Below are 24,613 nucleotides of genomic sequence, written 5' to 3'. Positions count from 1 at the left end.
TCGCCCAGCCACCGGCCCTCAGTGCCCCGCGAGTTCGAGGGGTCGGCGTCGAGCTCGAGGGCTGAGGGTTCGAGCTCGCGACGTCACCCGCGAACTCGACGCCAGCGGTGCGGGACGCACGCGGAGCCGGGCGGCGCCCCGGAGCCCTGGCACAGGCGGAGGGTCGCGGGGCGACTGCCCCGGCCTCGCGGCGGGGCTGCACGCTCATGTGACTGGTGTGATTCGACCGATTTGGACTATTCGTTGCCATTCCGCCGTTTTCACCCTGAAGCCGACAACCGCCTCTGAGGCTCCCATGTGCGTGAGCAACACCCACGCACATGGGAGCCGAATGACGTGCAAGCGTCGATCCGGAAAACCGCGGAATTCCGCGGATTCTGACAGACGTCGAAAAGCATGAGCGTGCATGAGCCCGCAACCCGGGCAGCACAGGCCACCGCGGGGACCGCCACCACGCTTAGGGGCCCCACCCGGGAGCCATGCGATGACGGCGACGGGCCCGGCGACGGGCGTGGCGGTGTGGCGGGTGTTCACGCGGCGGACATGACCAGCACCCCGGCTCTCTTCGCGTGGGCGCAGTGGCGTGATCCCGGGAGTCTGGGCGGGGCCATCGAAGGGAATCACGGTTCATGTCCGCTGCATGGACACGAGCCGGGTGCACTACGGTGTCGGAACGCGGTCGTGGCGCAGGGTGAGTCCGACGACGACGCCCGCTCCCAGCGCCCACCAGGTGTAGGAGGAGCCAAGCAGCTGCTGCCACCACGGCCAGTCCCGCTCGATGTGGTTGCCCTCGGTGAACCACCAGTGCGCCGCCAGGAGGTACACGACGCCCCCTCCGCCGGCGACAGCGAGCAGGCTGACACGTCTCCAACGGATCGCGGCGGCCACGAGCGCGATCAGCGCGGGCACCGCCCACACCCAGTGGTGCGACCACGAGATGGGGGAGATGAGCAGGCCCAGCACCATCGTGACACTCACCTGGAGCAGCGGCACCGTGCCCTCCGCCGGGTCAACACCCGCGCGGCCTTCGGCGAGGCCGCCCCCGACCGGGTCTCCGACAGTGCTGCCACCTCGGCCGCCTGGCACCTCGGCGTCAGTCCGGCCACGTCCGTGCACGCCGGTCGGTTCGAGCCGACGCAGCAGCAGCCACGCGCCGACGATGGAAGCCGCCACCACCGCGGCCCACACCAGCGATGTCCCGTGCTCCGGCAGCGACGTCGGCCAGGCGCGCGCGAGGACGGCGCGCAGGTTCTGGTTGCCCGCGTAATCGGCGTTGCCCGCCCGCGTGGGGTCCCACATCGCCCGACTGAAGAACTGCCACGACTCCGACGGCGAGGCCACCGCCGCGCCGACCGTCACCACCAGCGCGCCGGCCACCATCGTCGCGGCAGCCCGCCACTCGCGCCGCGCGAGCAGCACGAGCACGGCGATCGCCGGCGTGAGCTTGAAGGCCGCCGCCAGGCCACTGAGCACCCCGCGCCAGCGCGAGCCCCGGGGCACCACGAGCAGGTCGACCGCCACCAGCGCCATGAGCACGGCATTGACCTGCCCGTACTCCATCGTCTTGTACACCGGCTCGACGAGTGCCACCGACACCACCGTCAGCCACGGCACCGCGACCGCGAGCACCACCGGGCGTGGCAGCCCCGGACCTCGTCTGCCTGCGGAGCGCAGGGGGTCCCCTGGCAGCACACTGCGCAGGCACGCCCAGATCGTCACGGCGACGGCCACGGGCGTGGCGACGGTGAGCAGCGTCTGCGAGAGCTCGTGATCCACCCAGGTCAGGGGTGTGAGGGCCCAGGCGGCGAAGGGCGGGTAGGTGAAGGGCAACATGTGCTCGGCGGGAAAGACCCACCAGTCGTACAGGCTTCCGCCCGCACGCCACTGCTCCACGGCGGTGCGGTAGATCCAGGCGTCGAGGTGGAAGACGGGGCCGCCGTCGTCGGAGACGAGCCACGGCTGGGTCACGACGGCGACGGCCGCCCACCCGGTCAGGGACCCGAGCACGGCCAGGGCGGTCAGTACCAGGACCGACGGCGTCAGGGGCTCCGGCCGGGCGGCTCTCCCGGGCCGTGCGCCGGGGACCGGTCCGGCCTCGGGGGTGGTGGAGGCCGGGCTCACGGCGTCGGAGGGACCCGGCTCGGAGGACCCCCGGTCGGAGCCGGGGGAGTCAGTTCCTGTCCGCACCGGGGCCGACCTCCTCGCTGTCCTCATCGGGGCCGCCAGGCTCGGGATCGCCGAGCCCCGGCAGGTGGGCGCTGGAGCGCGCGCGGCGCAGAGCCGGCAGGCCGATGATCATCGCCACGGCCGCCATCCAGGACATGCCCGCGGTGAAGAGGTAGCCGCCGTGCGAGCCCGCGGCGTCAATGACGACACCCCCCACCATCGAGCCCAGCGACACCCCGATGTTGATGGAGGTGCTGATCCACGCCAGGCCCTCGGTGAGCTGGGAACGGGCGACGGTCGCCTGCACGATGTTGTTGCCGGCCGCCATCGTCGGCGCCGTGCCCAGGCCGACGAGCGCGTACAGGACGGCGAGGACCCCCAGGCTGGGGGCGAACACGAAGGTCGAGGCGCCCAGCGCGAGCCACACAACCCCCAGGACCAGCTGCTTCCACAGGGGCCAGCCCCACGAGCGCGAGCCGTACAGGAGGGCCGCCACGCAGGAGCCCGTCGCCCAGGTGGCCAGGGCGATGCCGGTCGAACCGCGCTGGCCCAGCTCCGTGGCGAAGGCGACCGCCGTGACGTCGTTGGCACCGAACATCGCGCCGCTGAACAGGAAGATCACGGTGATGGCGACGACGGCCCCCTGCCGCAGTACGGGGGTGGGACGGGCGGCGAGCAGCGCGTCGACCTCCTGGCGGCGGGCGGCGTCGTCATCGGGGCGGCGGCGCGGACGGCGGGTGCGCGGGTGCGGGACCGGCTCAGTCGAGCGCTGGGACAGGAAGAGCAGACCGCCGACGACCTGCAGGAACAGGGAGATGATCAAGCCGCTCGTCACCGGCAGGGCGGAGGTGGTGGAGGCGGCGGTCGCCAGCACCGGTCCGACCATGTAGGCGAGCTCGTCGAGCGCGGACTCCAGCGAGAAGGCGGTGTGGATGTCCTCGGGCGTGCTCAGGATCGTGGTCCAGCGCGAACGCACGAGAGAGCCCATGGATCCACCAAAGCCCCCGGTGCCGACTGCGAGCAGCACCAGGAGCCACAGGGGAGCCAGTGCCTGCGCGGCCAGGATGAGGCCCAGCAGGCTGGTGCCGGAGACCAGCACCGAGGGCAGCATGACCCGCCGCTGGCCGTGCATGTCGATGAGACGGGCGAGCAGAGGCGTTCCGACGGCGGCGGCGACCAGCGTTGCCGCCGAGACGATCCCGGCGGCCGTGTAGTCGCCGTAGAGGGACTGGACCGCCAGGATCGTCGAGATCCCCACCATCGACATGGGGAAACGGGCCATGAGCCCGGCACTGGAGAACAGCAGCGCACCCGGCCGCGACAGGATTCGCCCGTAGGCGCCGGCAGTGGGAAGGGGCATCTGTACCGCTCAGCGGTTGGAGGCGTAAGCCTCGGCGCGACTGACGGTGAAGGCCTCCCCGGAGACCTGGCTCCAGCACTCGATGCCGGCCTCCGAGGAGGTGCAGGCCATCCGTCCGTTCTGGGCGGCGGATCCGTAGTTGAGAGTGGCGCCCGCACCGCCGACGGCGGGGAAGGTGCAGCTGGCGTGGGCGGCGCCGTTGGCCTCGAGGACGATCGTGAAGGGCAGGGAGTTGTCCGCGCCGCAGGAGGAGTCAACGAAGTTGTGCTCGATGATCGTGCAGGTGACGACCTCGGAATCGAGCCTGCAGTTGATGTTGCCCGACGGCGAGGTGAAGGAGCTGAGGGTGACGGCACCGGCGGGGGCCGGGTAGGGCAGGTTGGTCGGCGTGGGGGTGGGTGATGGCGTCGGCGAGGGGGTCGGGGAGGGCGACGGCGTCGGCGTCGAGGTCGCCTCCTTCTCAGGCTCAGCGGCCTCGGTCGTCGCCTCGGCGGCCCGTGTGGGCGCGGTTTCGGGGGAGGGCGTGTCGGGGCGGTCGCCGCCACTCATGAGGAACCAGACGGCGATGGCGACGACGAGGACGAGGGCGATGGCACCCAGCACCCCCAGCCAGATGGTCCCTGCGCGCCGGGAGGGCTGATCCTCATCGGCCTGGCCGACGCCGAAGACGGTCTGCTCGCCCTGGGCGGGGACCTGGCCCTGGGCGGGGTACTGGGCCCAGGTCGGGGAGGCCATAGCGGTGGTGGCAGCGCCGGCTGCGTGTGCGCCGGTCCCAGCGGGCGGGTAGTGGCCAGGGGCATGGCTGGGCATGGCGGTGGTGGGTGCGCCGGCTGCGTGTGCGCCGGTCCCAGCGGGCGGGTAGTGGCCGGGGGCCTGGCTGGGCATGGCGACGGTCGCAGCGCCGGCTGCGTGTGCGCCGGTCCCGGCGGGCGGGTAGTGGCCGGGAGCCTGGCTGGGCATGGCGACGGTCGCCTGGTCGGGGGAGGGCCTCCCCATGCCGGAGGGCAGCATCTGGGTGGTGGCCGCGCCACCGGCGACCGCATCGCCCGCACTACCCGCATCACCCGCGGCACGACGGGCCAGGGCCGCGTCCACGGCCGGGTCGCCCAGGGAACCCAGCCACTCCAGGAGCGCCGGATACGTGCGCGGGTTTTCGGCGATGTAGGGGCGCAGACCCGGATAGTTCTGGGCCAGCGTGTGCAGCGTGGTGAGCTCGGCGTTGGGGTCCGTCGCGCGGGCGACGAGTTCGACCTGAGCCTGCGGCATAGCGGTGTCCTTCGGTTCCGGAGGCGCGGCGCGCTCGCGGTCCTCGGAGCCTGGGGTGGAGGAGGTCGGGGCCGAGGGTGGACGGGCGCGCCGGAGACCGGTGGGTACCGGTCCCCATGAGCCTACCTGAGCGTGCAACGCGGGCCTCAGTTAATGTTCCGGCCAGTATTGTCGGCAGCGCGGCCCCCGGCCCGGGGTGCTGCGCAGGAGCACCGGACGACCTCAGGAGCGCGTATGGCGGACACGGCCCACTCAGGCGTCACACAGCCCTCGGGACCCGACGGTGCAGGCGGCATCCCAGCCCCCGGCATCCCAGCCCCCGGCACCCCACACCCCGGCGACCTCGTGCCCCTCGTCGGCGCCGCTACCGACGTCGGCCGGCTGCGGCGCGTCAACGAGGACGGCTACCTCGCCCTCGCCCCCGCCTTCGTCGTCGTCGACGGCATGGGAGGCCACAGCGCCGGACGGGCCGCCGCACGCGCCGCCCTGAGTGCGCTGAGCCCCCTGGGGGGCACCCGCGTCACCAGCACCGAGCAGGTCGTCGAGGCCGTGCGCGAGGCCGCCGCCGCGGTCTCCGCCATCCCCTCCCAGTCCGTCCACCGTCCCGGGGCGACCGTCGCCGGAGCCGTCCTCGCCCACCTGCCCGGGCCCGACGGCGACGTGCCCACCTGGGTGGTGCTCAACATCGGTGACACCCGCGTCTACCTCATGCGCGACGGGACGTTCACCCAGGCCAGCCACGACCACTCCCAGGTGCAGGAGCTCGTCGACGCCGGCCGCCTCACCCCCGCAGCGGCCCGCCGCGACCCGCGCCGCAACATCGTCACCCGCGCCCTGGGCGGTGGGATCGACGACGACGGCGTGCCCGCCCTGAGCCTCCTGCCCGCCGCCATCGCCGACCGTCTGCTCGTGTGCTCCGACGGCCTGAGCGACGAGCTCGACGACGACGCCCTCGCCGCCCTCCTCGGCTCGGGACTGCCCCCGCAGCGCACGGCGGAGGCTGCGATCGCCGCCGCCCTGGAGCACGGTGGTCACGACAACGTCACGGTCCTCGTCGTCGACCTGCCCGGGCCGCAGGCACCGGCGATCGCCTCCCAGGACGCCGAGAGCGAGGAGCCGAGGCAGGCGTGAGCGAGGCGACGGTGCCCCTGGAGGGCGACGCGACCCGGGCCGCCGGACCGATCGAGGTCAGCGGGCCCCTCGGCAGCGCGCGCCTGCACCCCCACGCGCCCGCCGACGTCGTCGAAAAGATCCGGGACCTGCTCTCCCACGCCCCGCAGCCCGACGAGGCGGCACATGCCGGACCCTCGGCCACCACGGCCGACGCCGCCCCCGACCTCCCCGTCCTGGAGGAGGCCCCGGCCACCATGACCTGGTCCGAAGAGGACGAGGCCCGCGCGGCCGAGACCAGCGTGCAGGCGGCCCCGGCGCCCGATTACCCCAGGCCTGCTCCGGGCTCGGGCCGACGCCGCCGCCCCTCAGCCGCCTCGCCCGGCACGCCCGGCACGCCCGAGTCCGCCTCGCCCGGCCACCCCGCGCCCGCTGCGCCCCCGGGACCCGAGTCGCCCGCCGCCATCCCGCTCGTGTGGGGCCGCCTGTGCGCCGACGCTCACGTGAGCCCGCCCGACGCCGACCGGTGCCTGGTCTGCTCCGCGCCCCTGACCGGTGAGCGGTGCCAAGTCCCCACCCCGGTCCTCATGGTCCTGTTCCTGTCCACCGGGCAGCGGGTGCCTGTGCGCGGCGAGGTCGTCGTCGGACGGGCACCGCAGCCCTGTGCCGCCGGTGGCTCGCTCCTCGTGCCGGTGTCGGGCCCGACCGGCGTGATCTCGCGCTCGCACCTGCTGGTCTCGACCGCCGGCTGGTCCGTCCTCGCGCGCGATCTGGGCTCCCACAACGGCACTGTCCTGCTGCGCCCCGGCATCGCCCCGGTGTTGCTGGGGTCCACCGTGCCCTGCCCGCTCCTCGTGGGAGACTTGTTGGACATCGGCGACGGCGTGACGATCCGCCTCGACCCGCCCGACAGACCATGACGTCCACCCCTCGTAGCCCTAAGGAGGACTCCATGAGCGACCTCACCTGGTCAGACCTGCCCCAGGTCAACCCGCAGCGCCCCGACGAGCTGGTCCTCGACTTCTCCGGCGAGATCCACCGCGTCAGCACCACAGAGGTCTTCGTCATCGGCCGCGGCGGCGACCTCGACATCGACGACAACCCCTACCTGCACCGGCGCTTTCTCGTCCTCAGCCACGACAACGGCCTGTGGTGGATCGCCAACGAGGGCTCGCGCCTGTCCGCCACCCTCACCGACGGCGACGGGCTCGTCCAGTCCCGCCTCGCCCCGGGCGCCCGCATGCCTCTCGTCTTCCCCCACGTCATCCTCACCTTCTCCGCCGGTCACACCACCTACGAGATCGACCTCGTGACCGCCGGGGAGGACCGTTTCACCGGCATCGGGGGAGTGGGCGGCTCCACCGGCCGGACGACCATCGGCGTGACCCCGATGACGAGGTCCCAGTTCCTGCTCATCCTTGCCCTGAGTGAGCCCGTCCTTAAGCGCGCCGGGACCGGGGCGGCGGAGATCCCCTCCTCCGCCCACGCCGCCGCCCGCCTGGGCTGGTCGCTGACGAAGTTCAACCGCAAGCTCGACAACGTCTGCGAGAAGCTCGACCGCGTCGGCGTGCGGGGGCTGCGCGGCGGGCGCGCCGAGGGAGCGGCCTCCAACCGTCGTACCGCCCTCGTGGAGCACGCGGTCTCCACGCTCATGGTCACCGCCGAGGACCTGCCCAGGCTGGATGAGGAGTACGCGGCCAACATGGCAGCCCGTCAGGCCGAGCAGAAGGCCGGCGAGGGGTCCGACGACGCCCAGGTGACAGGTGTGAGCGCCGCCCCCGTCACCGCGCGGCGCGAGGCGGGCACGTGAGTGAGCCCGGGACCCGTCCCGAGGAGGAGATGACCCCTGAGACCCCCGAGGACCTCGAGGCCCCCGAGGACCGTAAGACTCCCGCGCCCGTCGACGTCCTCACTGACGAGGAGGAGCCGACAGGCGCACGGAGCCGGCCGCGCAGGCCCGCCCGCCGAGGGCGCCTGTGGCGCCGCGCTCTCGTCGCCCTCACCGTCCTCGTCCTCGTCCTCGCCGCAGCGGCCGCAGGTGCTGAGCACGTGGTGCGCGGCCGGGTCGGCGACGTCGTGCACGCGGCCGTGCCCGGCCTGTGCACCGACGCCGAGGTGAGCACGCAGGGCATCCTGCTGGCTCAGGCCCTCACCGGCTCCCTCGACACCCTCACCGTCACTTCCCCCTGCTTCCACCTCGAGCGTGAGGGGCCCGGCCTCGACCTGCGCGACGTCACCGCCACCCTCACGGGCGTCGGCATCGAGGACCCGTACTCCACCCAGACTCTCAACGCCACCGGCACGATCACCTGGGAGGACCTGTCGGCCCTCGTCGTCGACGCCGCACCCGCCCTCGAGGAGGCCACCGCCGCCCCCGAGGAGTACGGCACCGTCACCGCACCGGGGACCTTCACCATCGCCTCCGAGGTTCTGCGGCTCAACGCCGTGCTCGTCGTCGTGCCCTCCCTCGCGCCGGACGGCGGCCTGCTCCTGACCGTCACCCGGGCCAGCCTCGCGGGCGTGGGCATCGACCTGGATGGCGAGGACTCGCTCGTCACGACGCTGCTGGGCACTCAGACGCCCGAGGTCGTCATCACCCGCGACCTGCTCCCGCAGGGGCTGTCTTTCAGTGCCGTCATCGTCACCGAGGAAGGTCTACGCGTGTCCATGAGCGGCCAGGACCTCGACCTCGCCACCCTGTCCACCTGACGGCTCTGCCTCGCCCGCGCATGGGGTGGGCTCCCCGCTCACTGCGTCGGGTAAGGCCGTGGCCGAACGTATAGCCTTCGCGTGGCGCCCAATACCCTTCGCGGGCGTCCGCACCGAGGAGAAACATGAGCACCGAGCCGGTCCCCACCGCCCACGCGGTGCCCGAGCAGCCCGCCCACGGTACCGGCCCGGCCGACGACACCGTTGCCCTTGCGGCCCGCCAGGTGGGTTACGGGCAGGCCCCCTCGGCGCCGTCGGGACCCGCCTACCCGACCACCGGCACGCTGCCCACCTCCAGCGAGCTGCGGCGTGAGGCCCAACGCACCGCCCGGATCGACGCCCGCCCCACCAGCCCCGAGGAGGATGTCGCCCGCGCCGGAGAACTCGTCGGCCGGGTCACTAAGATCTTCTCCCAGCGCGTCGTCGGCCAGCACCAGCTGCGTGTCAGCCTGCTGTCCACCCTCATCGCCGGCGGCCACATCCTGCTCGAGTCCGTGCCCGGCCTGGCCAAGACCACCGCGGCCCAGACCCTCGCCTCCGCCGTCTCCGGCTCCTTCCGCCGCATCCAGTGCACGCCGGACCTCATGCCCAACGACATCGTCGGCACCCAGGTCCTCAACTACGCCACCGGTGAGATGACCACCCAGCTGGGGCCCGTGCACGCCAACATCGTCCTGCTTGACGAGATCAACCGCTCCTCGGCCAAGACCCAGTCCGCGATGCTCGAGGCCATGCAGGAGCGCCAGACCTCCATCGGCGGCGTCGTCTACCCGCTGCCGCACCCCTTCATAGTGCTCGCCACCCAGAACCCCATCGAGGAGGAGGGCACCTACGTCCTGCCCGAGGCCCAGATGGACCGCTTCCTTATGAAGGAGATTCTGTCCTACCCCAGGCCGCAGGAGGAGGCCGACGTCCTCGACCGCGTCTGCCGCCGCTCCTTCGACAAGCCCGTGACCACGCCCCCCATCACCACCGAGGACGTCGAGTGGCTCCAGGGCGCTGCCGAGCGCGTCTACGTGGACCCGGTGATCAAGCAGTACATCGTCGCCCTGGTCAACACCACGCGCGGAGGCGGCCCGCGCCCCGTGCCCGGTATCGAGCGTCACGTGCGCGTGGGCGCCTCCCCCCGCGGCGGCATCGCCCTCATGAAGGTCGCCCAGACCATCGCCCTGCAGGCCGGGCGCACCTACGTCACGCCGGACGACGTCGGCCTGCTGCGTCATTCCGTCCTGCGCCACCGCCTCGTGCTCACCTACGACGCTCTTGCCGACGCCGTCGCCCCCGAGGCGATCATCGATGCGGTCTTCGCCGCCGTCCCCACCCCCTGAGCCCATGGCCTCCTTCCCGACCTCTCGGCTGGCGCGGGTGCGCGGACGCCTCGAGCTGCCCACGCTGCGGCGTGCCACCGGCCTGCTCGACGGTCGCCACAAGTCCGTGCTCATCGGGCGTGGGCAGGATTTTGACGACCTGTCGCTCTACCGGCCGGGCGACGACGTGGGCGACATCGACTGGAAGGCCTCCGCCAGGGCCGGGCAACCGGTCATCAAACGCTTCCAGCGCGAGTCGAACCTGCCGCTCGTCCTCGCCGTCGACACCGGCCGTACCATGGCCGCACAGGCTTCCGACGGCACGGACAAGCGCGACCTCGCCCAGACGGTCGCCGACACCCTGGCCTACCTGGCCCGGCAGCGCGGGGACACCGTCGCTCTCGTCGCCGCCGACGCCGGCCGCATGGTGGACCGTCCGGCCCGCTCCGGCTCCGAGCACGCCGAGATGCTCCTGGCCCTGCTGGACCGTCAGCTCGGCGCTCTCACCACCGGCCGCGAGGTCCCCGGGGCCGGGGCGTCAGCTGAGGAGCCGGAGATCGTGCTCGTCCCCGGCGCGCCCGCCTCCCGGGTCTCAGCCGTCCTCCAGCGCGTCTCCACCTGGCACCGCCGCCGCAGCCTCGTCGTCCTCATCACCGACACCGCCCACCCGGACGCCACACAGGACCCGGAGGTGGCCCTGTGGCTCAGGCGCCTGTCCGCCCAGCACGAGCTCATCGTCGTCCAGATCGCCGACGCCGCCCCGCTCGGTCCCGGCCGCCGTCGTGACGTCGAGCTCGACGCCGAGGTCCCCGCCTTCCTGCGCGAGGACCGCCGTCTCGTGGCCCAGGTGGAAGCCGACGACGGCGCCCGGCGGGCACGCGTGAGGGCGCTGCTCGACTCGCGCCACATCGAGCACGTGACCATCACCTCGCGTGAGCGGATGGTGGACGAGCTCGCGGACCTGCTCGCCCGCCAGCGCCTGGCCTCCTCGCGCAGGAGGAGGTGAGTGTGGTGCCGCTGATCCCTGCCCTCGCTGCTCCGGCGCCGCCAGCCCTATCGGCGCTACCGGCACTGCCGGCCGTGCTGCCCGCCACCGTCACCATCGCCCGGCCCGTCTTCATGCCCCTGTGGATGCCCGTCGTCGCCGTCATCGCCGTCCTCATCGTGGCCGCCTGGCTCATCGGCACCCTCATCGGCACCCGCCCGGACACCTCCCACGCCGTCGGCGACATCCCCATGGCTCCCGAGGAGCGCCGCGGCTGGATCGAGACCGTCGAGGCCGCGGCCGCCCGCTACCGCGAGGGCACGACCGACCTGCGCGCCCTCCACCTCGAGCTCGCCGCCGCCCTGCGCGGCTTCGCCTCCGAGCGCAGCGGCGAGGACCTTGAGAGCGCCACCGTCCGCGAGATCCTCGACATGGCCGACACCGCGGGGCCTCGCAGCATCGACGAGCGCCTGCGCCTGGTCGACCGCGGCCGCCGCCCCTTGGACACCAACCCCCTCGGCCATGTCGGCGAGCTCCTCTACGTGTGGGAGCAGCCCTCCTTCGACCGCGACCCCGCGGCGGCCGCCGAGGAGGCCATCTCCCTCGCCAGGCAGGTGGTGACCCGATGGTGATGCCCTGGCTCACCGCAGCCCTGGTGCTCGTGGCTGCCGTGCTTGTCGTCCTCGCCGCCACCGGCCTTCTGACCGGCCGGAGCGGGCGGCTGAGCGACGCCCTCAAGCGCCTGCGCCGCACGTCCCCCTCAGACCCCGCCCCCATGCGGCTGGGCAACGCCGCCGCCCTGCTCGCCAGCCCCCATGTGCGCAGCTCCATCGCCCACCGCCGCGTGGTGCTCGCCGGCCTCGCGTTGCTCGCCGTCGGCGCCTTCTCCGCCTCCGCCACCCTCGCCGGCCGTCCCGTCGCCGTCACCGAGCGCTCCGACACCCTGTCCAACCGCGACATCGTCCTGTGCCTGGACACCTCCACGTCCATGCTCACCACCGACGCCCGGATCCTTCAGACCTTCTCCGACCTCCTCGACTCCTTCGACGGCGAGCGCGTGGCCCTGGTCGCCTGGAACAGCACCGCCCAGACGATGGTGCCCCTGACCGACGACTACGATCTCCTGCGTAGCGAGATGCACGAGATCGCTGAGGCCCTCGACTTCGTCCCCAGCTACGGCAACCCGGCTCTCTACGACTACTACGACACCTTTATCGGTACCTTCGGCGATGTCGAGGCCTCCTCCCTCATTGGCGACGGCCTGGCCTCCTGCGCCCTCGCCTTCGACCGCGAGGTGGAGGACCGCTCGCGCACCGTCATCCTCGCCAGCGACAACCAGGTGCTGGACCCCTACGACCTGCAGATCTACAACCTGGCCGAGGCCGCCGATCTGGCCACCGAGCGGGGCGTGCGCCTCATCTCCGTCTACGGCGCCGACCCCGAGCTCCTCGACCCCTACCTCGCCGCGGACGACATCACACGGGCCCGCGCCGAGCTCCAGACCGTCACCACCGAGCACGGCGGCCTCTTCTACGAGTCCGACGACGCCGACGCCGCCGCCGGCATCGTGCGCGAGCTCGAGGCCGACCAGATCGAAGAGGTCCAGGGCGACGTCGTCACCGTCGTGAGCGACGAGCCTGTTGCGCCTGCCGCCCGGCTGATGGTGTGCGTCGTGGTCCTGCTTGGCCTGGCCGCTTGGAGGCGAGTATGAGACTCGTGCCCGTCCTGCCCGGCGGCTGGTGGACCGTCATCCTCGTCGCCGCGCTCATGGCCGCCTTGCTCGCACTTGCCGCGCGCCCGGCCCTGGGTCCCGATGCCGACCCCGGTACCAGAGTGGGATGGGTGCGGCGCGTGCTCCTCGCCGTCGTCACCCTCGCCCTCCTGACCGGGCCCAGCCTGCCCTCGCATGAGAGCCGGAGCGTGTCCTCCCTGGAGGTCTACCTCATGGTGGACCGCACCGGCTCCATGGCCGCCGAGGACTGGGCCGGTGGCCCGGGTGCGGGCGGCGGCGTCCGCCTCGACGGTGTCAAGGAGGACCTGCGTGCCATCGTCGCCGCCCACCCCGGGGCCCGCTTCAGCATCATCGCCCTGGACTCCGCCGCCGCCCGCGAGCTGCCGCTGACCAGCGACGTCGATGCGGTCTACTCCTGGATCGACTCCCTTCAGCAGGAGGTCTCCGACCGCTCCACCGGCTCCTCCCTCCAGCGGGCTCTGCCGCTGCTGACCTCCACTCTCACCGCGGCCGCCGAGCGCGACCCCGAGGACGCCCGCGTCCTCTACATCCTCAGCGACGGCGAGTCCACTGAGGAGGGGGCGGGGGCCACCGGCGCCGATGCCGCCCGGCGGGCCTGGCAGAGGCTCGGAGGTCAGGTCGATGTCGGCGCCGTCCTCGGCTATGGCACCGAGGCCGGCGGCCCTATGCGCGCCTTTGACGGCGTCACCTCCGGCGACTACATCAAGGACCCCACCACCGGCGAACCCGGTGTCTCTGTCCCGGACACGGCCGCCCTCACCATGGTCGCCGAGAGTCTGGGCGTCCCCTACCTCCAGCGTGACGGCACCGACGACGACCCGACGAGCAGCTTCACCGATCTCGACGTTGCGGTCACCACCGCCCTGACGGACGGGCGTGAGCGGCTCGGCGTCCAGCGTTACCTCACCTGGCCCCTGGGGCTGCTCGCCAGCGGTTTGCTCATCTGGGAGCTCGTGCACCTGGCCATCACCGACCGCGGCCTGCGCCGCCTGACTCGATCGGCGGAGGCGGTCCGATGAGCGCACCGATCCTGCCCGGGCAGGACGCCCGCTTCGCCCCCGGCGGTGTGAGCCAGGCCGAACAGAGTGCCTACGCAGGCGTCGTCGCCCCGCAGCAGCAGAAGAAGGACGAGGACCCGGACGTCCGCGGGCGTCGGCGTCGGCGTCGGCTCCTCGGCTACGGGGTCGTGCCCGCCGTCCTCACCCTCGCGGCTGCGATCTGGATGGGCTACCTCAGCGTCATGACGATGCTTGGCCACAGCGCCGTCGGCTCGGGCGATTACGCCACGGCCGTGAGCCGTTACGAGGCCGTGGCCAAGGTGGACCCGTGGATTGAGCAGTGGCGCGTGCACTACAACCTCGGCACCGCCCACCTGCTCGCCGGGGACCTGGACCCGGCGCAGACCGCGCTCGAGCAGGCTCTGGAGGAGGCGCCGCTCGCCGGATGGGTCGAGGTCTCCTACACGGACGGCACGAGCGCGCGCGTGCGTGACCCGTGGGCCCCGGAGTGCCTGGTGCGCACCAACCTCTACGCCCTGCACATCGCGCGCTGGTCCGAGGCGTTGGCGGCGGGGGATGCCGCCGTGGCGGAGACTGAGCGCGCGGCCATGACTCGGGCTGCGGGCGAGTGCGAGGTCGACCCGCCGCCGGAGACCAGCAGTGAGTCCAGCGGCGGTTCCAGCAGTGAGCCGAGCAGCGATCCCAGCAGCGAGCCCAGTAGTGGGCCCAGCAGCGAGCCTTCGGCCCGGCCGAGTGCTGAGCCGAGTGCGCAGCCGAGCGCAGGACCCAGTGCAGAGCCGAGCGCGCAGCCGAGCCCCTCGCCGTCGGTGAGTGAGCAGCAGCGCAAGCTCGAGGAGCGCAACAGCGAGGCCAACCCGACCGAGTCCGCGGGCCTCGGGTCGGACAACCGCCGTCGCTGGTAGTGGCCACGCGTCGGGTCGCCCAGGCGGCGGGCGAGTCGCTCCGACGGTTGCCTGTCGCTCAGCCGGCGGCGGCGACCGGGGGCTTCGCGGGCGTCTCCGGCTCGGTCGCCGAGGAGCGCACGAGCACCGGGACGTCGTGGTGCGGCACGGGGGCGCCCACGGCGCGCAGCACGAAGGCGTCGAGCGCCGCGAGGTAGGCGGCACGCTGCTGCGGGTCCGTCGGCGTCGGGCGCCCGCCCATGACGCAGGCGTGCACGAGCGGGATGACCTGGGCGGGGTCCTGGCGCGGGATGACGCCGGAGTCCATGGCGTCGGTGAGGATCTGCGCGAGCATCTGCGCCATGAGGCCGGCGTGGGCGCGCAGGCGCCCGGCGGTGCTGCGGGAGACGGCGGAGGACAGGGGGCCCGTCGTCGGGAAGTGATAGCTGCGCTTGACGATCGCCTGCTGGCGCACGTAGATGCGCAGGCGGTCGATGGGGTCCTCAACACCGGTCAGGGCGCGGGAGAGCTGCTCGGCGTAGCGGGCGGTCTCGTGCTCCATGAAGGCCAGGAGCAGGTCCTCCTTGTCCGCGAAGTGGTTGTACACCGCGGTGCGCCCGACCCCGGCGTGGGCGGCGACGTCGGACAGGGTGATCTTGTCGAAGGATCGGTGGGCCATGAGCTCCGAGAGCGCATCGAAGAGAGCGTTTCGGGTGCGTTCGCGGTGCTCGGCCAACGAGCTCCCCATAATCTTGGGCATAAGGCTGACCTTACCGGGAAGGTGACGTCGATGGGAAATCCGTCAGCATGTGGACCCCGGAGGTGGCTGCGACCGGGGGCTCAGCGTGAGAGCAGGGCCCGCAGACCCGTGAGGATCGGCAGGTCCGCCGGCAGCCAGTCCAGAACCTCCACCTCATCGAGCGGCACCCAGCGCACGGACTCGTGCGCACTGCCGGGGCGGAGCGCGCGGTGCGGATCGGCCGGCTCGGCGAGCCAGACCCGCATGCGGTAGCCGTGCATCGCCGGCCAGGCCGGGGCGGTGTCACGGGGGAAGGTCGGGTCCGGCTCCGGCGCGCCGATGGCGAGGTGCTCCGGGGGCCTCAGCTCCGCGCCCGGGCGGATGGCGAGGGACAGCTCCTCGTCGAGCTCGCGCACCAGGGCCCCCTCGGGCGTCTCGCCGGGGTCCACCTTGCCGCCCGGCAGCTCGTACTGCCCGGCGTGCTCGGCGGGGTAGGAGCGTGCGGCGCACAGCATCGCCGTCGGATGCTCGAGGGAGTCGAGGATAGCGGCCGAGACGACAAGACGCGGGTAGGGCAGGGCCATGGAGGGACCTTAGCGCGCCGAGCCGCGCCACGATCCCGGCCGTCGCAGTGCTTCCGCCCCGCTCCGTCCTGGTGGCGCCGAGTTCGAGGGTGCCGAGTTCGAGGGCGAAGGGCTCGAGCTCGACACCGAGCCCTCGAACTCGCGGGGCACTGGGGTCACGTGCTGGCCCCACGGCCCGACTCACAGGTGACGGGGAGGCAATGGTCTGAGTGGTGACAGCGGTGCCTGGCACACTGCTCGCTGTGAGCACGACTGACAACCCCGTCCTTGCGGAGCTGCTCGTGCGCCTGGCCCAGTCGCCCGTCGGCGGCGCCCTGTGGCCCGCGTTCGTGCTTGTTGCCGCCGCCCTCCTCCTGCCACCGGCCCGACGCTGGGCCCGCGCCCTCGGCACGCTTGTGCACGAGGCCGGCCACGCCGCCGTCGGGATACTCGTCGGCCGACGCTTCCACGGCTTCACCGTCGCCAAGGACCTGTCCGGCGCCGCCGTCACCAGCGGGCCCGAGCGGGGCCTGGGGAGAATCCTCACCACCTGGTCGGGCTACCCCGCGCCCGCGGCCCTCGGGGCGGGGCTCGTCGTCGCCGCCCTGAACGGCTGGGCCGGGGTGGTCACCGCCGTCGGCACTGTGATGCTGCTCCTGCTGCTCGTCATGGCCCGGTCCTGGCGAACCGGAGGCCTCGTGGCGCTCGCGGCCGTGCTCAGCGCCCTGACCTTCTGGTTCGGCGACGCGGCGGGCGTGCCGCTGCGGGCCGGACTCGTCACCGGTGTGGGGCTCGTGCTGCTACTCATGGCATGGGACGGTCTGGCCGCCGTCGCCCGCTCGCACGACCGCACGCAGGACCCCGGGACCCTCGCCGCCCTCACGCACCTGCCCGCCTGGTTCTGGCTCGCCACCTGGGCTCTCGCCAACGTCGGCGCGACCTGGGCCGTGTGGCGCGCGGGCGCGGGCGCGCTGTTCTGAGTGCACTGTGGTGGTTGAAGCGAGCGTGAAGGACTCGGGGGCGGACGTGTGTCGACGTTTCTCGAAGGACATCCCCGCCAACACTTCACCCACTGCACTTCGTGTGTCGATGAGCTCAGGTGAGACGCGTCTGAGGAAATCAGCGGATTCTGCGACGGGACAGGGTGCGAGCGAGTGGCCGAGGAGTCAGGGGCCTATGGGACGAGGGTCACGGGACAGGGCCCGAGGACGGCGAAGGCCGCCCTTGGGAAGGTCGGCCGTTGGAGCGGGTGACGGGAATCGAACCCGCGCTGTCAACTTGGGAAGCTGAAGTTCTACCATTGAACTACACCCGCGCGCTCACCACCGGTGAGGTGCTGGAAGCATACAGTACCCGATCCAGGAGCGGACAATCACCGCTCGGGAGGACAACAGCATGACGAGCAACCCCACGCCCCCCGGCCAGGACCAGTACGGCCCGGTTCCCGGCGGCGATCCCTACCTCGGCCAGGCCTACCAGGGCCAGGAGTTCCAGGGTCAGGCCTACCCCGGCCAGGCATACCAGCAGCAGATGCCGGGAGTCCCGCCCCAGGGCGTCTACTCCCAGAAGTCCAAGATGGCGGCCGGCCTGCTCGCCATCTTCCTGGGAGCCCTGGGCATCCACAACTTCTACCTCGGACACACCGGCCGCGCTGTCGCCCAGCTGCTCATCTCGGTGCTCTCGTTCGGCATCCTGTCCTGGGTCTCCTGGATCTGGGCCATCATCGAGGGAGTCCTCATCTTCTCGGCGCAGCCGGGTCAGCAGCCGTGGGGCGTTGACGCGAACGGCTACCCGCTCCAACCCTGAGGCCGACGACGGTGGCGCCCCACCTCCCGGTGGGGCGCCACCGTCGGCGTTCCCGCTCCCGGCGGGCCCACCACCGTCGGAACCGGCCGGCGTCGGAGCCCACCGCCGTCGGAACCTGCCGACGGCGGGATCGGGCGGCGCGTAGGCGGCACACAGACCCGCCTGGCACAATCTCTCCCGTGCTGCTCTCAGACCGTGACATCCGTGCCGAGCTCGAGTCCGGGCGCGTAGCCCTGGACCCCTACGACCCGCAGATGATCCAGCCGGCCTCCATCGACGTACGCCTTGACCGCTGGTTCCGCCTCTTCGACAACCACCGCTACCCGGTCATCGACCCGGCCGTCGAGCAGAGCGAGCTCACCCACCTGGTCGACGTCGGCCCCGACGAGCCCTTCATCCTTCACCCCGGTGAGTTCGTCCTGGGGGCCACCTATGAGCGGGTCACCCTGCCCGACGACGTCGCCGCCCGCCTGGAGGGCAAGTCCTCACTCGGCCGCCTGGGCCTGCTCACCCACTCGACCGCCGGCTTCATCGACCCGGGCTTCACCGGCCACGTCACCCTCGAGCTGAGCAACACGGCGACCATGCCGATCAAGCTCTGGCCGGGGATGAAGGTCGGCCAGCTGTGCTTCTTCCGCCTCTCCAGCCCCGCCGAGGCACCCTATGGGCACGGTGCGACGGGCTCGCGCTACCAGGGCCAGCGCGGCCCCACCGCCTCGCGTTCGCACCTGTCCTTCCATCGCATCCGCATCGATGACCCGGGCACCCGGACCGATGACACCGATGGCGTTGCCTCCTACCCGGACGCCGGTCCCGCCGGCGCGCAGGCATGAGCGAGTCCCTGGCCGGGCTGTCGGGGGACCTCTCGGTCTCCCTGCCGAGTGACACGACGACCTTCTCCGCCGTCGGGATGCTGCCCGTGGGGCGGCTGGACGTGTGCCACGCACTCGTCCTGGCCGACGACGTCGCCGTCGAGGAGGTCGAGGCCCTGGCCCTGTCCCTCGACGAGCACGCCGGCTGGGTGGGTGTCTCGCGCCTGCAGCTCATGCCGGGGGCGGAGCTGCAAGGGCCCTGGCCCCTCGACGCCGAGCTGCGCCGGCTGCTGGGACTGCCCGACTGGGCGGCGTCGATCATGATCCTGGAGACGCCGACAGTGCGCGGCGGCCCGCTGCCCGAGGCGCTCGCGGGCCTCGATCCGGTGGCGGATGCCTTCCCCCTGGCCCAGCCGGAGGGCAGCGAGCTGCTGGTGCTCACCCGGCTGCGCTCCATCGCGCGGCGCCTGGCCGGTGCGCTGCTGCTGCAGGGCGACGCCGGGACGGACGGTCGAGGAAGGATGACGCGCCGCTCGGTGCTCGTGCAGCCGGACCCGGCGACGGCCGTCAACCTGGACGTGTACGCCCCGGTGTGGCTGGCCCCGGATGCCGCCGAGGCGCTGGTGGCTCCCCTCGCACCCGGCATGCGCCACCAGCTGGCGGAGCCGGTGCCGGGTGCGCCCATCGGGCTGGCGGCGATGGACCCGCAGGAGCTCGAGCGCCTGACCGAGCGCCTGGGGGCGGATGTCCTCGACCGGGCGTGGAAGGCTGCTGAGGAGCGCCACGCGCAGATGCTCATCGAGGCTGAGCAGGTGGCGGCTGAGGGCGGTGTTCTGGAGCCCGTGCTCGACGGCTACGCCCTCACCGGCCCGGTGGACCCCGCGCAGAGCACGATGGGGCTGGTCGAGCTGCGCGTGGGGGGCACAGAGCTCCTGCCGCTGGCGGTGTCGGGGGCGCCGTGGGCCGAGACCGGCGGCGCGGTCTACTCGCTCGTGTGGGTGCCGCAGAACTCGCGGGACCGTGACCCGCAGCGGATCTCTGAGGAGGGTCGGCGCGGGCGCGCAGCCGCGACCGAGCTCATTGAGCGCCTGGCGGGTGCCGTCGCCGAGGCGACCGGCGGCGTCATCCTCGACGAGGACGGCTTCCTCGTCGCCCTCTGACCCGCTACCGTCCCCCGCCCAACTCCTCGGAGGGAGAGGGGAGAGGGCGGGCGGGGTCAGTCTCGGGGGACACCGGGGACGCCTGTGCGGGGCTTGAGACGCGCACGCTGGGCCTGGGCCGCCTGCGGGTCCCAGGACCACCCGTCGAAGGCCGCCGCCTGATCAAGCGTGCGCCACCACGGCACCGCCTCGCCCCGTCCGGCGCCCACGTGCAGATAGTGGGCCAGCAGCCCCGCCGCCGCCTCGGCGTCGTCGAGCGCACTGTGGTGGCGGCCGATGACGACGCCCGCGGCCTCACAGCAGGAGGTGAGTCGGCGCGAGTGCACGGGCACGAAGTGCCGGGCCCACTCCATCGTGCACATGCGGGGCACACGCGCCTGGCCCACCAGGTGCCCGGTGCGCCCCAGCGCCGCGGTGAGGAAGCCGACGTCGAAGCGCGCGTTGTGCGCCACGACCACCCGCCCGGCGAGCTCGCTCACGAGCAGGTCCGCGACCTGTGCGATCGACGGCGCGCCGTCGAGGTCCTCGGCGACCAGGCCGTGGATGCGTGACGGCCCCACCTCGACGGTCCGGCCGGGGCTGGGGTGCACGAGGGTGGACCACTCGCGCTCGACCCGGCCGTCGCCGTCGGCCAGGACGAGCCCGATCTCCAGGACCGCGTCCCTGGCCGGGGACAGTCCCGTCGTCTCCAGGTCGACGACGGCGTAGCCGGTGCGGGCGGCGGGGCGCTGCGGTCCGGAGGATGGGGGACGGCGGTAGAAGGTCACTGTGGTGATAGTAGACAAGGCCGTGAGGACGCGGCCGGGGCCGTGGCGCCTCCCATGCCGTCGGGTACACATCCACAGCCGCGTGATGTCGGCGTGTTGTCCACGTGGTTGCGGGCGTTGCGACGGCAATGTCCACAGTCGCGACACACAGGCATACCCTTCCCCCATGTCCCACCACGCCCTCGTGACCCCGCCCACGGCCCCCGTCCTCAACGAGACCATCCGCACCCAGCTCGCGCACCGCACGATCCGTGCCTACACGCCCGAGCCCCTCGGCGAGGACGTCGTCGAGACCCTGCTCGAGGTCGCCCGCCACGGCGCCACCTCCTCCTTCCAGCAGCAGGTCACCGTCATCCGCGTCCTCGACCCCGCCGTGCGCGCGGCCCTTCACGCCTCCTCCGGCCAGCCCTACGTCGGCGGCTCCAACGGCGAGCTCTTCGTCTTCGTCGTCGACCTGCACCGCAACGCCGTCCTGCGCGAGCGTGCGGGCGTGGACCTCGAGCCGCTGGAGCGCACGACCCTGTTCCTCCAGGGCGTTGAGGACACGATCATCGCCGCGCAGAACGTCGTCGTTGCGGCCGAGTCCCTGGGGCTGGGCACCACCTACCTCGGCTCCATCCTCACCGACGTGCGCAGCGTCATCACCGCCCTGGGCCTGCCGGAGCGGACCTTCCCCCTGGTGGGCATGCTCGTCGGCCACCCCGCCCAGGAGCCGCAGTACAAGCCGCGCCTGCCGCGCGAGATCATGAGCGCCGTCGACCGCTACCCGGAGCTGACCGAGCACCTGGAGGCGCTGGCCGACTACGACACCACCGTGCGCGACTACTACGACCTGCGCGCGGCCAACACGCGGGTGGACTCCTTCTCCGAGCAGATCGCCCGGATGCTGGGCAAGGGTGGCGCCTCGATGATGCCGTTGAGCGAGGTGCTGCACGAGCAGCGCCTGTGCCTGTCCTGAGAGGACCCGCGATGTCCGACGACGTGGCCCTGCCCGCCCTGTCCCGCTTCACCTTCCCGACGGCGCTGGTCGTCACCCAGGCGGGGCGGGTCATCGCCAGGGCCGGGGCGGTGGACGAGGTCTTCCCCCTCGCCTCGGTGACGAAGCCCCTGGTCGCCTGGAGCGCGCTCGTCGCGGTCGAGCGCGGGATGCTCGACCTCGAGGACCCGGCAACCCCGGAGCGCGACGGGGCGTGCCTGCTGCCGGGGGCGACGGTGGCGGACCTGCTGTCGCACTCCTCGGGCGTCGCCTTCGACTCCGACGCCGTGCTCTCGCCCGCGGGCAAACGCCGGATCTACTCCAACCGGGGTATCGAGATCCTGGGGGAGCGGCTGGTGGAGGCCACCGGCACGGGCCTGGAGGAGTGGGTCGAGCAGACGGTGCTCGAGCCCCTCGGGATGGCGAGCGTCCTCATCCCCGGTTCCCCGGCCTACTCGGGCCAGGGCAGCGCGGAGGACCTGTCGCTGTTCGCCCGCGAGCTGGCGGCGCCGACCCTCGTGGGCGAGGAGCTGGCGCGGCGCGCGCGCACGGTGGTGCGCCCGGGTCTCGACGGCGTGCTGCCGGGCTACGGCAGGCAGTCCCCCTGCGACTTCGGGCTGGGGGTCGAGGTCCGTGGGGGCAAGTCGCCGCACTGGACGGGTGCGCACAACAGCCCGCAGACCTTCGGGCACTTCGGCCAGGCGGGCTCCTTCCTCTGGGTGGACCCGGTGGCCGGGCGCGAGGCGGTGTTCCTGGGGACTAAGCCCTTCTCGCGCCTGCACGCCCAGGCGTGGCCCGGTCTGAGCGACCAGGTGCTGGCGCTGTAGGTCAGCGGCCCGGCGTGGCCGACCGGTGGGCCGACGGCGACCGAGCAGTGGGCCACCGACTGACTGTCTGGCGGGCACGGCCTCAGTCGATCTCGACGATGACGGGAACGTGGTCAGAGGCGCCCTTGCCCTTGCGCTCGTCGCGGTCGATGGCCGCGCCGCGCACGCGGGCCTCGAAGGCCGGGGAGCCGTAGACGAAGTCGATACGCATGCCCTCGTTCCGGGGGAAGCGCAGCTTCTGATAGTCCCAGTAGGTGTAGCCGGTCACGCGCTCGCGGGTGGCCTCGACCATGCCGACGTCGGCCAGGGCACGGAAGGCGGCGCGCTCGGGCTCTGAGACGTGGGTGGCGCCCTCGAAGACGCTCATGTCCCACACGTCCTCATCCAGCGGTGCGACGTTCCAGTCGCCGACGAGGACGAGGCTCTGGGAGGGATCGTCCGCGAGCCAGCCGGTGAGGCCCTGGGTGAGGGCACGCATCCAGTCGAGCTTGTAGGCGTAGTGGGGGTGGCTCAGCTCGCGGCCGTTGGGCACGTACAGGCTCCACAGGCGTACGGGCCCCGCCCCGGCCGAGGTGCCCACGCTCGCCCCGAGCGCCCGGGCCTCGACGACGGGCTCCGCGTCCTGCGTGGCGGCCCAGGCGGGCTGGCCGGGGAAGCAGGTCTGGACATCCTCCAGGCCGAGGCGAGAGGCGATGGCGACCCCGTTCCACTGGTTGAGGCCGTGGGCGACCACCTGGTAGCCGACGGCCTCGAAGGGTGCGTAGGGGAACTGGTCGGGCCGGCACTTGGTCTCCTGCATGGCGAGGACGTCGATGTCCTCGCGCTCGAGGAAGGCGACGACGCGGTCGACGCGGGTACGGATGGAGTTGACGTTCCAGGTGGCCAGGCGCATGGGGTGAGGGTAGCGGGCCGGGAGGGCCGAGGGCCGGGGACTCATCCAGGCGGTGCCCGTCACGACATGTGGACGTGAGGGGCAGCGTCGTCTGCCTGCCGATACCCTTCAGCCCATGGGAACCGCACTTATCACCGGCGCCACGAGCGGTATCGGCCTGGCCCTGGCCCGTGAGCTCGCCGTCGGCCGGCATGACCTCGTCCTCGTCGCCCGCTCCGCCGAGCGTCTGCAGGAGATCGCACAGGAGCTCCACCAGCGCGAGGGGGTCGGGGTGCAGGTCCTGGTCGCGGACCTGTCCACCCCCGAGGGGCGTGAGCGGGTCGCCGAGCGCCTGCGCGTGGACCTTCCCGACGGCGTGCGCACCTCCGTCCCGCAGGTCAGCCGCCCCCACACGGAGCAGGACGTGGCCCGCAGGCCGGTCGACCTGCTGGTCAACAACGCGGGCTTCGCCGTCGGCCAGGAGATTGTCGGCGGGGACCTCGCCCAGGAGCGCAGGGCACTGGACGTCATGGTGGCGGCGGTGCTTGAGCTCACCCACGCGGCGGTGCCGGGGATGGTGGCCAGGGGCCACGGGGCGGTGCTCAACATCGCGAGCGTGGCGGCGCTGACGGCGATGGGCACCTACGCGGCCCACAAGGCGTGGGTGCGGACCTTCACCGAGGCGCTCGCCTCCGAGCTGCGCGGCTCCGGTGTGAGCGCCACGGTGCTCAACCCGGGCCTGACGCGCTCGGACTTCCACCGCCGCGCGGGTGTCGCGGAGGAGGTGTGGCCTGACGCGGTGTGGCTCGACGCCGACGACGTGGCGCGCGAGGCGCTGGCTGCGGTACGTCGCGGCCAGGTCATCTGCACCCCCTCGGTGCGCTACCAGGCGGCCAACGCGCTGCTGCGCCTGAGCCCCCGCTGGCTGGTGCGCCGGGTGGCCGGCCACGCCACGGTGCGCACCCGGTACTGAGGCCTTCTTAAGGGACGATCCCCTGGTGTGCTAGGAGTTCGTGTGGGATCATCGGCCCATGGCTTCCATCATGGTGCACGGTGCTGCTGTCTCCACTGTCGGTGAGCTTCCCGCTGTCGGCTCGCCCGCCCCCGCCTTCACGCTCGTCGGCGCTGACCTTGCTGAGGTCACCAGCCAGTCGCTGGCCGGGCGCCGCGTCGTGGTCTCGATCTTCCCGTCGGTCGACACGGGCGTGTGCGCCCAGTCGGTGCGCGAGTTCAACAAGCGGGCCTCCTCGCTGGACAACACCACCGTGCTGTGCGTGAGCAAGGACCTGCCCTTCGCCCAGGCGCGCTTCTGCGGGGCCGAGGGGCTGTCCGACGTCGTGACCGCCTCCGCCTTCCGCTCCTCCTTCGGGGACGACTACGGCGTGACCATGGCCGACGGGCCGCTGGCCGGCCTGCTCTCACGCGCGGTCGTGGTCATCGGGGCCGACGGCGTCGTGCTCCACACCGAGCAGGTCGCCGAGACCGGTGACGAGCCGGACTACGACGCCGCCCTCGCCGCCCTCGCCTGACACACGC

Annotated in this window: 25 protein-coding genes and 1 tRNA gene; 18 read left to right on the top strand and 8 right to left on the bottom strand. The window is 72.6% G+C overall.

The features are described 5' to 3' along the window. Positions 1 to 660 precede the first annotated feature (660 nt). Genes ID810_RS10905 through ID810_RS10895 form a run of 3 tightly spaced genes read right to left on the bottom strand, consistent with a single transcriptional unit; the run spans position 661 to position 4,792 of the window. Positions 661 to 2,187: a glycosyltransferase 87 family protein gene (locus tag ID810_RS10905; RefSeq protein WP_243856654.1), complete on the bottom strand. Its 1,527-nt coding sequence runs from the start codon at positions 2,185 to 2,187 to the stop codon at positions 661 to 663. Beyond that, entirely contained in the window at positions 2,171 to 3,526 is a 1,356-nt protein-coding gene (locus ID810_RS10900) for an MFS transporter (RefSeq protein WP_166857271.1), read from the bottom strand. The genes ID810_RS10905 and ID810_RS10900 overlap by 17 nt, the downstream gene beginning before the upstream one ends. 9 nt (positions 3,527 to 3,535) lie before the next feature. Further along, positions 3,536 to 4,792 carry a variant leucine-rich repeat-containing protein gene (locus tag ID810_RS10895; RefSeq protein ID WP_166857273.1) on the bottom strand — a complete coding sequence of 419 codons (1,257 nt, stop codon included), beginning with the start codon at positions 4,790 to 4,792 and terminating at the stop codon, positions 3,536 to 3,538. A 234-nt stretch (positions 4,793 to 5,026) separates the two neighbouring features. Between ID810_RS10895 and ID810_RS10890 the strand changes: the two genes are divergently transcribed. The 10 genes from ID810_RS10890 (at position 5,027) to ID810_RS10845 (ending at position 14,577) form a co-directional block, all read left to right on the top strand. Further along, positions 5,027 to 5,923, top strand: coding sequence for a PP2C family protein-serine/threonine phosphatase (locus tag ID810_RS10890; RefSeq protein WP_166857275.1), 897 nt, complete (start codon positions 5,027 to 5,029; stop codon positions 5,921 to 5,923). Beyond that, positions 5,920 to 6,822 carry a hypothetical protein gene (locus ID810_RS10885; RefSeq protein ID WP_166857277.1) on the top strand — a complete coding sequence of 301 codons (903 nt, stop codon included), beginning with the start codon at positions 5,920 to 5,922 and terminating at the stop codon, positions 6,820 to 6,822. The genes ID810_RS10890 and ID810_RS10885 overlap by 4 nt, the downstream gene beginning before the upstream one ends. A gap of 32 nt (positions 6,823 to 6,854) precedes the next feature. Further along, entirely contained in the window at positions 6,855 to 7,712 is an 858-nt protein-coding gene (locus tag ID810_RS10880) for an FHA domain-containing protein (RefSeq protein WP_235931447.1), read from the top strand. Further along, a complete protein-coding gene (locus ID810_RS10875) occupies positions 7,709 to 8,611 on the top strand; it encodes a hypothetical protein (protein WP_166857279.1) in 903 nt (300 codons plus the stop codon). Before ID810_RS10880 ends, ID810_RS10875 begins: the two co-directional genes overlap by 4 nt. A gap of 125 nt (positions 8,612 to 8,736) precedes the next feature. After that, complete coding sequence (locus ID810_RS10870; protein ID WP_166857281.1) at positions 8,737 to 9,939, top strand: AAA family ATPase; 1,203 nt, start codon at positions 8,737 to 8,739, stop codon at positions 9,937 to 9,939. A gap of 4 nt (positions 9,940 to 9,943) precedes the next feature. Then, positions 9,944 to 10,924: a DUF58 domain-containing protein gene (locus ID810_RS10865; protein WP_342355772.1), complete on the top strand. Its 981-nt coding sequence runs from the start codon at positions 9,944 to 9,946 to the stop codon at positions 10,922 to 10,924. A gap of 113 nt (positions 10,925 to 11,037) precedes the next feature. After that, positions 11,038 to 11,535 carry an alpha-amylase gene (locus ID810_RS10860; RefSeq protein WP_166857394.1) on the top strand — a complete coding sequence of 166 codons (498 nt, stop codon included), beginning with the start codon at positions 11,038 to 11,040 and terminating at the stop codon, positions 11,533 to 11,535. Next, complete coding sequence (locus ID810_RS10855) at positions 11,529 to 12,614, top strand: vWA domain-containing protein (protein WP_166857285.1); 1,086 nt, start codon at positions 11,529 to 11,531, stop codon at positions 12,612 to 12,614. The genes ID810_RS10860 and ID810_RS10855 overlap by 7 nt, the downstream gene beginning before the upstream one ends. Continuing rightward, a complete protein-coding gene (locus tag ID810_RS10850; RefSeq protein WP_166857287.1) occupies positions 12,611 to 13,675 on the top strand; it encodes a vWA domain-containing protein in 1,065 nt (354 codons plus the stop codon). The genes ID810_RS10855 and ID810_RS10850 overlap by 4 nt, the downstream gene beginning before the upstream one ends. Then, positions 13,672 to 14,577: a tetratricopeptide repeat protein gene (locus ID810_RS10845; protein ID WP_166857289.1), complete on the top strand. Its 906-nt coding sequence runs from the start codon at positions 13,672 to 13,674 to the stop codon at positions 14,575 to 14,577. The genes ID810_RS10850 and ID810_RS10845 overlap by 4 nt, the downstream gene beginning before the upstream one ends. Before the next feature lie 58 nt (positions 14,578 to 14,635). On the opposite strand, the gene ID810_RS10840 is transcribed toward ID810_RS10845, so the two are convergent. Both ID810_RS10840 and ID810_RS10835 read right to left on the bottom strand, forming a co-directional pair. After that, positions 14,636 to 15,316 carry a TetR/AcrR family transcriptional regulator gene (locus tag ID810_RS10840; protein ID WP_166857291.1) on the bottom strand — a complete coding sequence of 227 codons (681 nt, stop codon included), beginning with the start codon at positions 15,314 to 15,316 and terminating at the stop codon, positions 14,636 to 14,638. A gap of 80 nt (positions 15,317 to 15,396) precedes the next feature. After that, positions 15,397 to 15,879 (bottom strand): (deoxy)nucleoside triphosphate pyrophosphohydrolase, encoded by a 483-nt coding sequence (locus ID810_RS10835; protein WP_166857293.1) that lies wholly within the window; start codon positions 15,877 to 15,879, stop codon positions 15,397 to 15,399. A 242-nt stretch (positions 15,880 to 16,121) separates the two neighbouring features. On the opposite strand from ID810_RS10835, the gene ID810_RS10830 reads away from it, so the two are divergent. Beyond that, the gene (locus ID810_RS10830) at positions 16,122 to 16,838 is read left to right on the top strand and encodes a M50 family metallopeptidase (RefSeq protein WP_166857295.1); all 717 of its coding nucleotides are present in this window, start codon (positions 16,122 to 16,124) and stop codon (positions 16,836 to 16,838) included. 261 nt (positions 16,839 to 17,099) lie between these two features. Here ID810_RS10830 and ID810_RS10825 read toward each other — a convergent pair. Next, positions 17,100 to 17,173 (bottom strand) — tRNA-Gly (locus tag ID810_RS10825). Between the two features lie 80 nt (positions 17,174 to 17,253). Between ID810_RS10825 and ID810_RS12680 the strand changes: the two genes are divergently transcribed. The 3 genes from ID810_RS12680 (at position 17,254) to ID810_RS10810 (ending at position 19,636) form a co-directional block, all read left to right on the top strand. Continuing rightward, positions 17,254 to 17,664 carry a TM2 domain-containing protein gene (locus tag ID810_RS12680; protein ID WP_166857297.1) on the top strand — a complete coding sequence of 137 codons (411 nt, stop codon included), beginning with the start codon at positions 17,254 to 17,256 and terminating at the stop codon, positions 17,662 to 17,664. A 179-nt stretch (positions 17,665 to 17,843) separates the two neighbouring features. Further along, positions 17,844 to 18,497 carry a dCTP deaminase gene (dcd, locus tag ID810_RS10815; RefSeq protein WP_235931448.1) on the top strand — a complete coding sequence of 218 codons (654 nt, stop codon included), beginning with the start codon at positions 17,844 to 17,846 and terminating at the stop codon, positions 18,495 to 18,497. Beyond that, positions 18,494 to 19,636, top strand: coding sequence for a hypothetical protein (locus ID810_RS10810; RefSeq protein ID WP_166857298.1), 1,143 nt, complete (start codon positions 18,494 to 18,496; stop codon positions 19,634 to 19,636). Before dcd ends, ID810_RS10810 begins: the two co-directional genes overlap by 4 nt. A gap of 56 nt (positions 19,637 to 19,692) precedes the next feature. On the opposite strand, the gene ID810_RS10805 is transcribed toward ID810_RS10810, so the two are convergent. Continuing rightward, the gene (locus ID810_RS10805) at positions 19,693 to 20,403 is read right to left on the bottom strand and encodes a 3'-5' exonuclease (RefSeq protein ID WP_166857299.1); all 711 of its coding nucleotides are present in this window, start codon (positions 20,401 to 20,403) and stop codon (positions 19,693 to 19,695) included. Between the two features lie 166 nt (positions 20,404 to 20,569). On the opposite strand from ID810_RS10805, the gene ID810_RS10800 reads away from it, so the two are divergent. Then, the gene (locus ID810_RS10800; protein WP_188232607.1) at positions 20,570 to 21,361 is read left to right on the top strand and encodes an NADPH-dependent oxidoreductase; all 792 of its coding nucleotides are present in this window, start codon (positions 20,570 to 20,572) and stop codon (positions 21,359 to 21,361) included. A gap of 11 nt (positions 21,362 to 21,372) precedes the next feature. Beyond that, positions 21,373 to 22,206 (top strand): serine hydrolase domain-containing protein, encoded by an 834-nt coding sequence (locus tag ID810_RS10795; protein ID WP_166857301.1) that lies wholly within the window; start codon positions 21,373 to 21,375, stop codon positions 22,204 to 22,206. A gap of 82 nt (positions 22,207 to 22,288) precedes the next feature. On the opposite strand, the gene ID810_RS10790 is transcribed toward ID810_RS10795, so the two are convergent. Further along, complete coding sequence (locus ID810_RS10790) at positions 22,289 to 23,098, bottom strand: exodeoxyribonuclease III (RefSeq protein WP_166857303.1); 810 nt, start codon at positions 23,096 to 23,098, stop codon at positions 22,289 to 22,291. A 115-nt stretch (positions 23,099 to 23,213) separates the two neighbouring features. On the opposite strand from ID810_RS10790, the gene ID810_RS10785 reads away from it, so the two are divergent. Continuing rightward, complete coding sequence (locus ID810_RS10785) at positions 23,214 to 24,050, top strand: SDR family NAD(P)-dependent oxidoreductase (protein WP_166857305.1); 837 nt, start codon at positions 23,214 to 23,216, stop codon at positions 24,048 to 24,050. A 58-nt stretch (positions 24,051 to 24,108) separates the two neighbouring features. Further along, positions 24,109 to 24,606, top strand: coding sequence for a thiol peroxidase (gene tpx / locus ID810_RS10780; protein WP_166855808.1), 498 nt, complete (start codon positions 24,109 to 24,111; stop codon positions 24,604 to 24,606). The last annotated feature ends 7 nt before the right edge of the window (positions 24,607 to 24,613 follow it).

Origin of the sequence: Actinomyces respiraculi (genome assembly GCF_014595995.2) — a bacterium.
GTDB classification, from domain to species: domain Bacteria; phylum Actinomycetota; class Actinomycetes; order Actinomycetales; family Actinomycetaceae; genus Actinomyces; species Actinomyces respiraculi.
The sequence above is the reverse complement of the archived record's forward strand: the minus strand, read 5'-3'. Positions and strand labels throughout refer to the sequence as shown.

What these genes read in the sequence shown, in the direction of transcription:
- ID810_RS10810 (WP_166857298.1), top strand. Translation starts at nt 18,494, where the DNA reads ATGAGCGAGTCCCTGGCCGGGCTGTCGGGGGACCTCTCGGTCTCCCTG.
- ID810_RS10895 (WP_166857273.1), bottom strand. Translation starts at nt 4,792, where the DNA reads ATGCCGCAGGCTCAGGTCGAACTCGTCGCCCGCGCGACGGACCCCAAC.
- ID810_RS10835 (WP_166857293.1), bottom strand. Translation starts at nt 15,879, where the DNA reads ATGGCCCTGCCCTACCCGCGTCTTGTCGTCTCGGCCGCTATCCTCGAC.
- ID810_RS10785 (WP_166857305.1), top strand. Translation starts at nt 23,214, where the DNA reads ATGGGAACCGCACTTATCACCGGCGCCACGAGCGGTATCGGCCTGGCC.
- ID810_RS10870 (WP_166857281.1), top strand. Translation starts at nt 8,737, where the DNA reads ATGAGCACCGAGCCGGTCCCCACCGCCCACGCGGTGCCCGAGCAGCCC.
- tpx (WP_166855808.1), top strand. Translation starts at nt 24,109, where the DNA reads ATGGCTTCCATCATGGTGCACGGTGCTGCTGTCTCCACTGTCGGTGAG.
- ID810_RS10800 (WP_188232607.1), top strand. Translation starts at nt 20,570, where the DNA reads ATGTCCCACCACGCCCTCGTGACCCCGCCCACGGCCCCCGTCCTCAAC.
- ID810_RS10790 (WP_166857303.1), bottom strand. Translation starts at nt 23,098, where the DNA reads ATGCGCCTGGCCACCTGGAACGTCAACTCCATCCGTACCCGCGTCGAC.
- ID810_RS10840 (WP_166857291.1), bottom strand. Translation starts at nt 15,316, where the DNA reads ATGCCCAAGATTATGGGGAGCTCGTTGGCCGAGCACCGCGAACGCACC.
- ID810_RS10855 (WP_166857285.1), top strand. Translation starts at nt 11,529, where the DNA reads ATGGTGATGCCCTGGCTCACCGCAGCCCTGGTGCTCGTGGCTGCCGTG.
- ID810_RS10890 (WP_166857275.1), top strand. Translation starts at nt 5,027, where the DNA reads ATGGCGGACACGGCCCACTCAGGCGTCACACAGCCCTCGGGACCCGAC.
- ID810_RS10845 (WP_166857289.1), top strand. Translation starts at nt 13,672, where the DNA reads ATGAGCGCACCGATCCTGCCCGGGCAGGACGCCCGCTTCGCCCCCGGC.
- ID810_RS10795 (WP_166857301.1), top strand. Translation starts at nt 21,373, where the DNA reads ATGTCCGACGACGTGGCCCTGCCCGCCCTGTCCCGCTTCACCTTCCCG.
- ID810_RS12680 (WP_166857297.1), top strand. Translation starts at nt 17,254, where the DNA reads ATGACGAGCAACCCCACGCCCCCCGGCCAGGACCAGTACGGCCCGGTT.
- ID810_RS10860 (WP_166857394.1), top strand. Translation starts at nt 11,038, where the DNA reads ATGCCCCTGTGGATGCCCGTCGTCGCCGTCATCGCCGTCCTCATCGTG.
- ID810_RS10900 (WP_166857271.1), bottom strand. Translation starts at nt 3,526, where the DNA reads ATGCCCCTTCCCACTGCCGGCGCCTACGGGCGAATCCTGTCGCGGCCG.
- ID810_RS10880 (WP_235931447.1), top strand. Translation starts at nt 6,855, where the DNA reads ATGAGCGACCTCACCTGGTCAGACCTGCCCCAGGTCAACCCGCAGCGC.
- ID810_RS10850 (WP_166857287.1), top strand. Translation starts at nt 12,611, where the DNA reads ATGAGACTCGTGCCCGTCCTGCCCGGCGGCTGGTGGACCGTCATCCTC.
- ID810_RS10865 (WP_342355772.1), top strand. Translation starts at nt 9,944, where the DNA reads ATGGCCTCCTTCCCGACCTCTCGGCTGGCGCGGGTGCGCGGACGCCTC.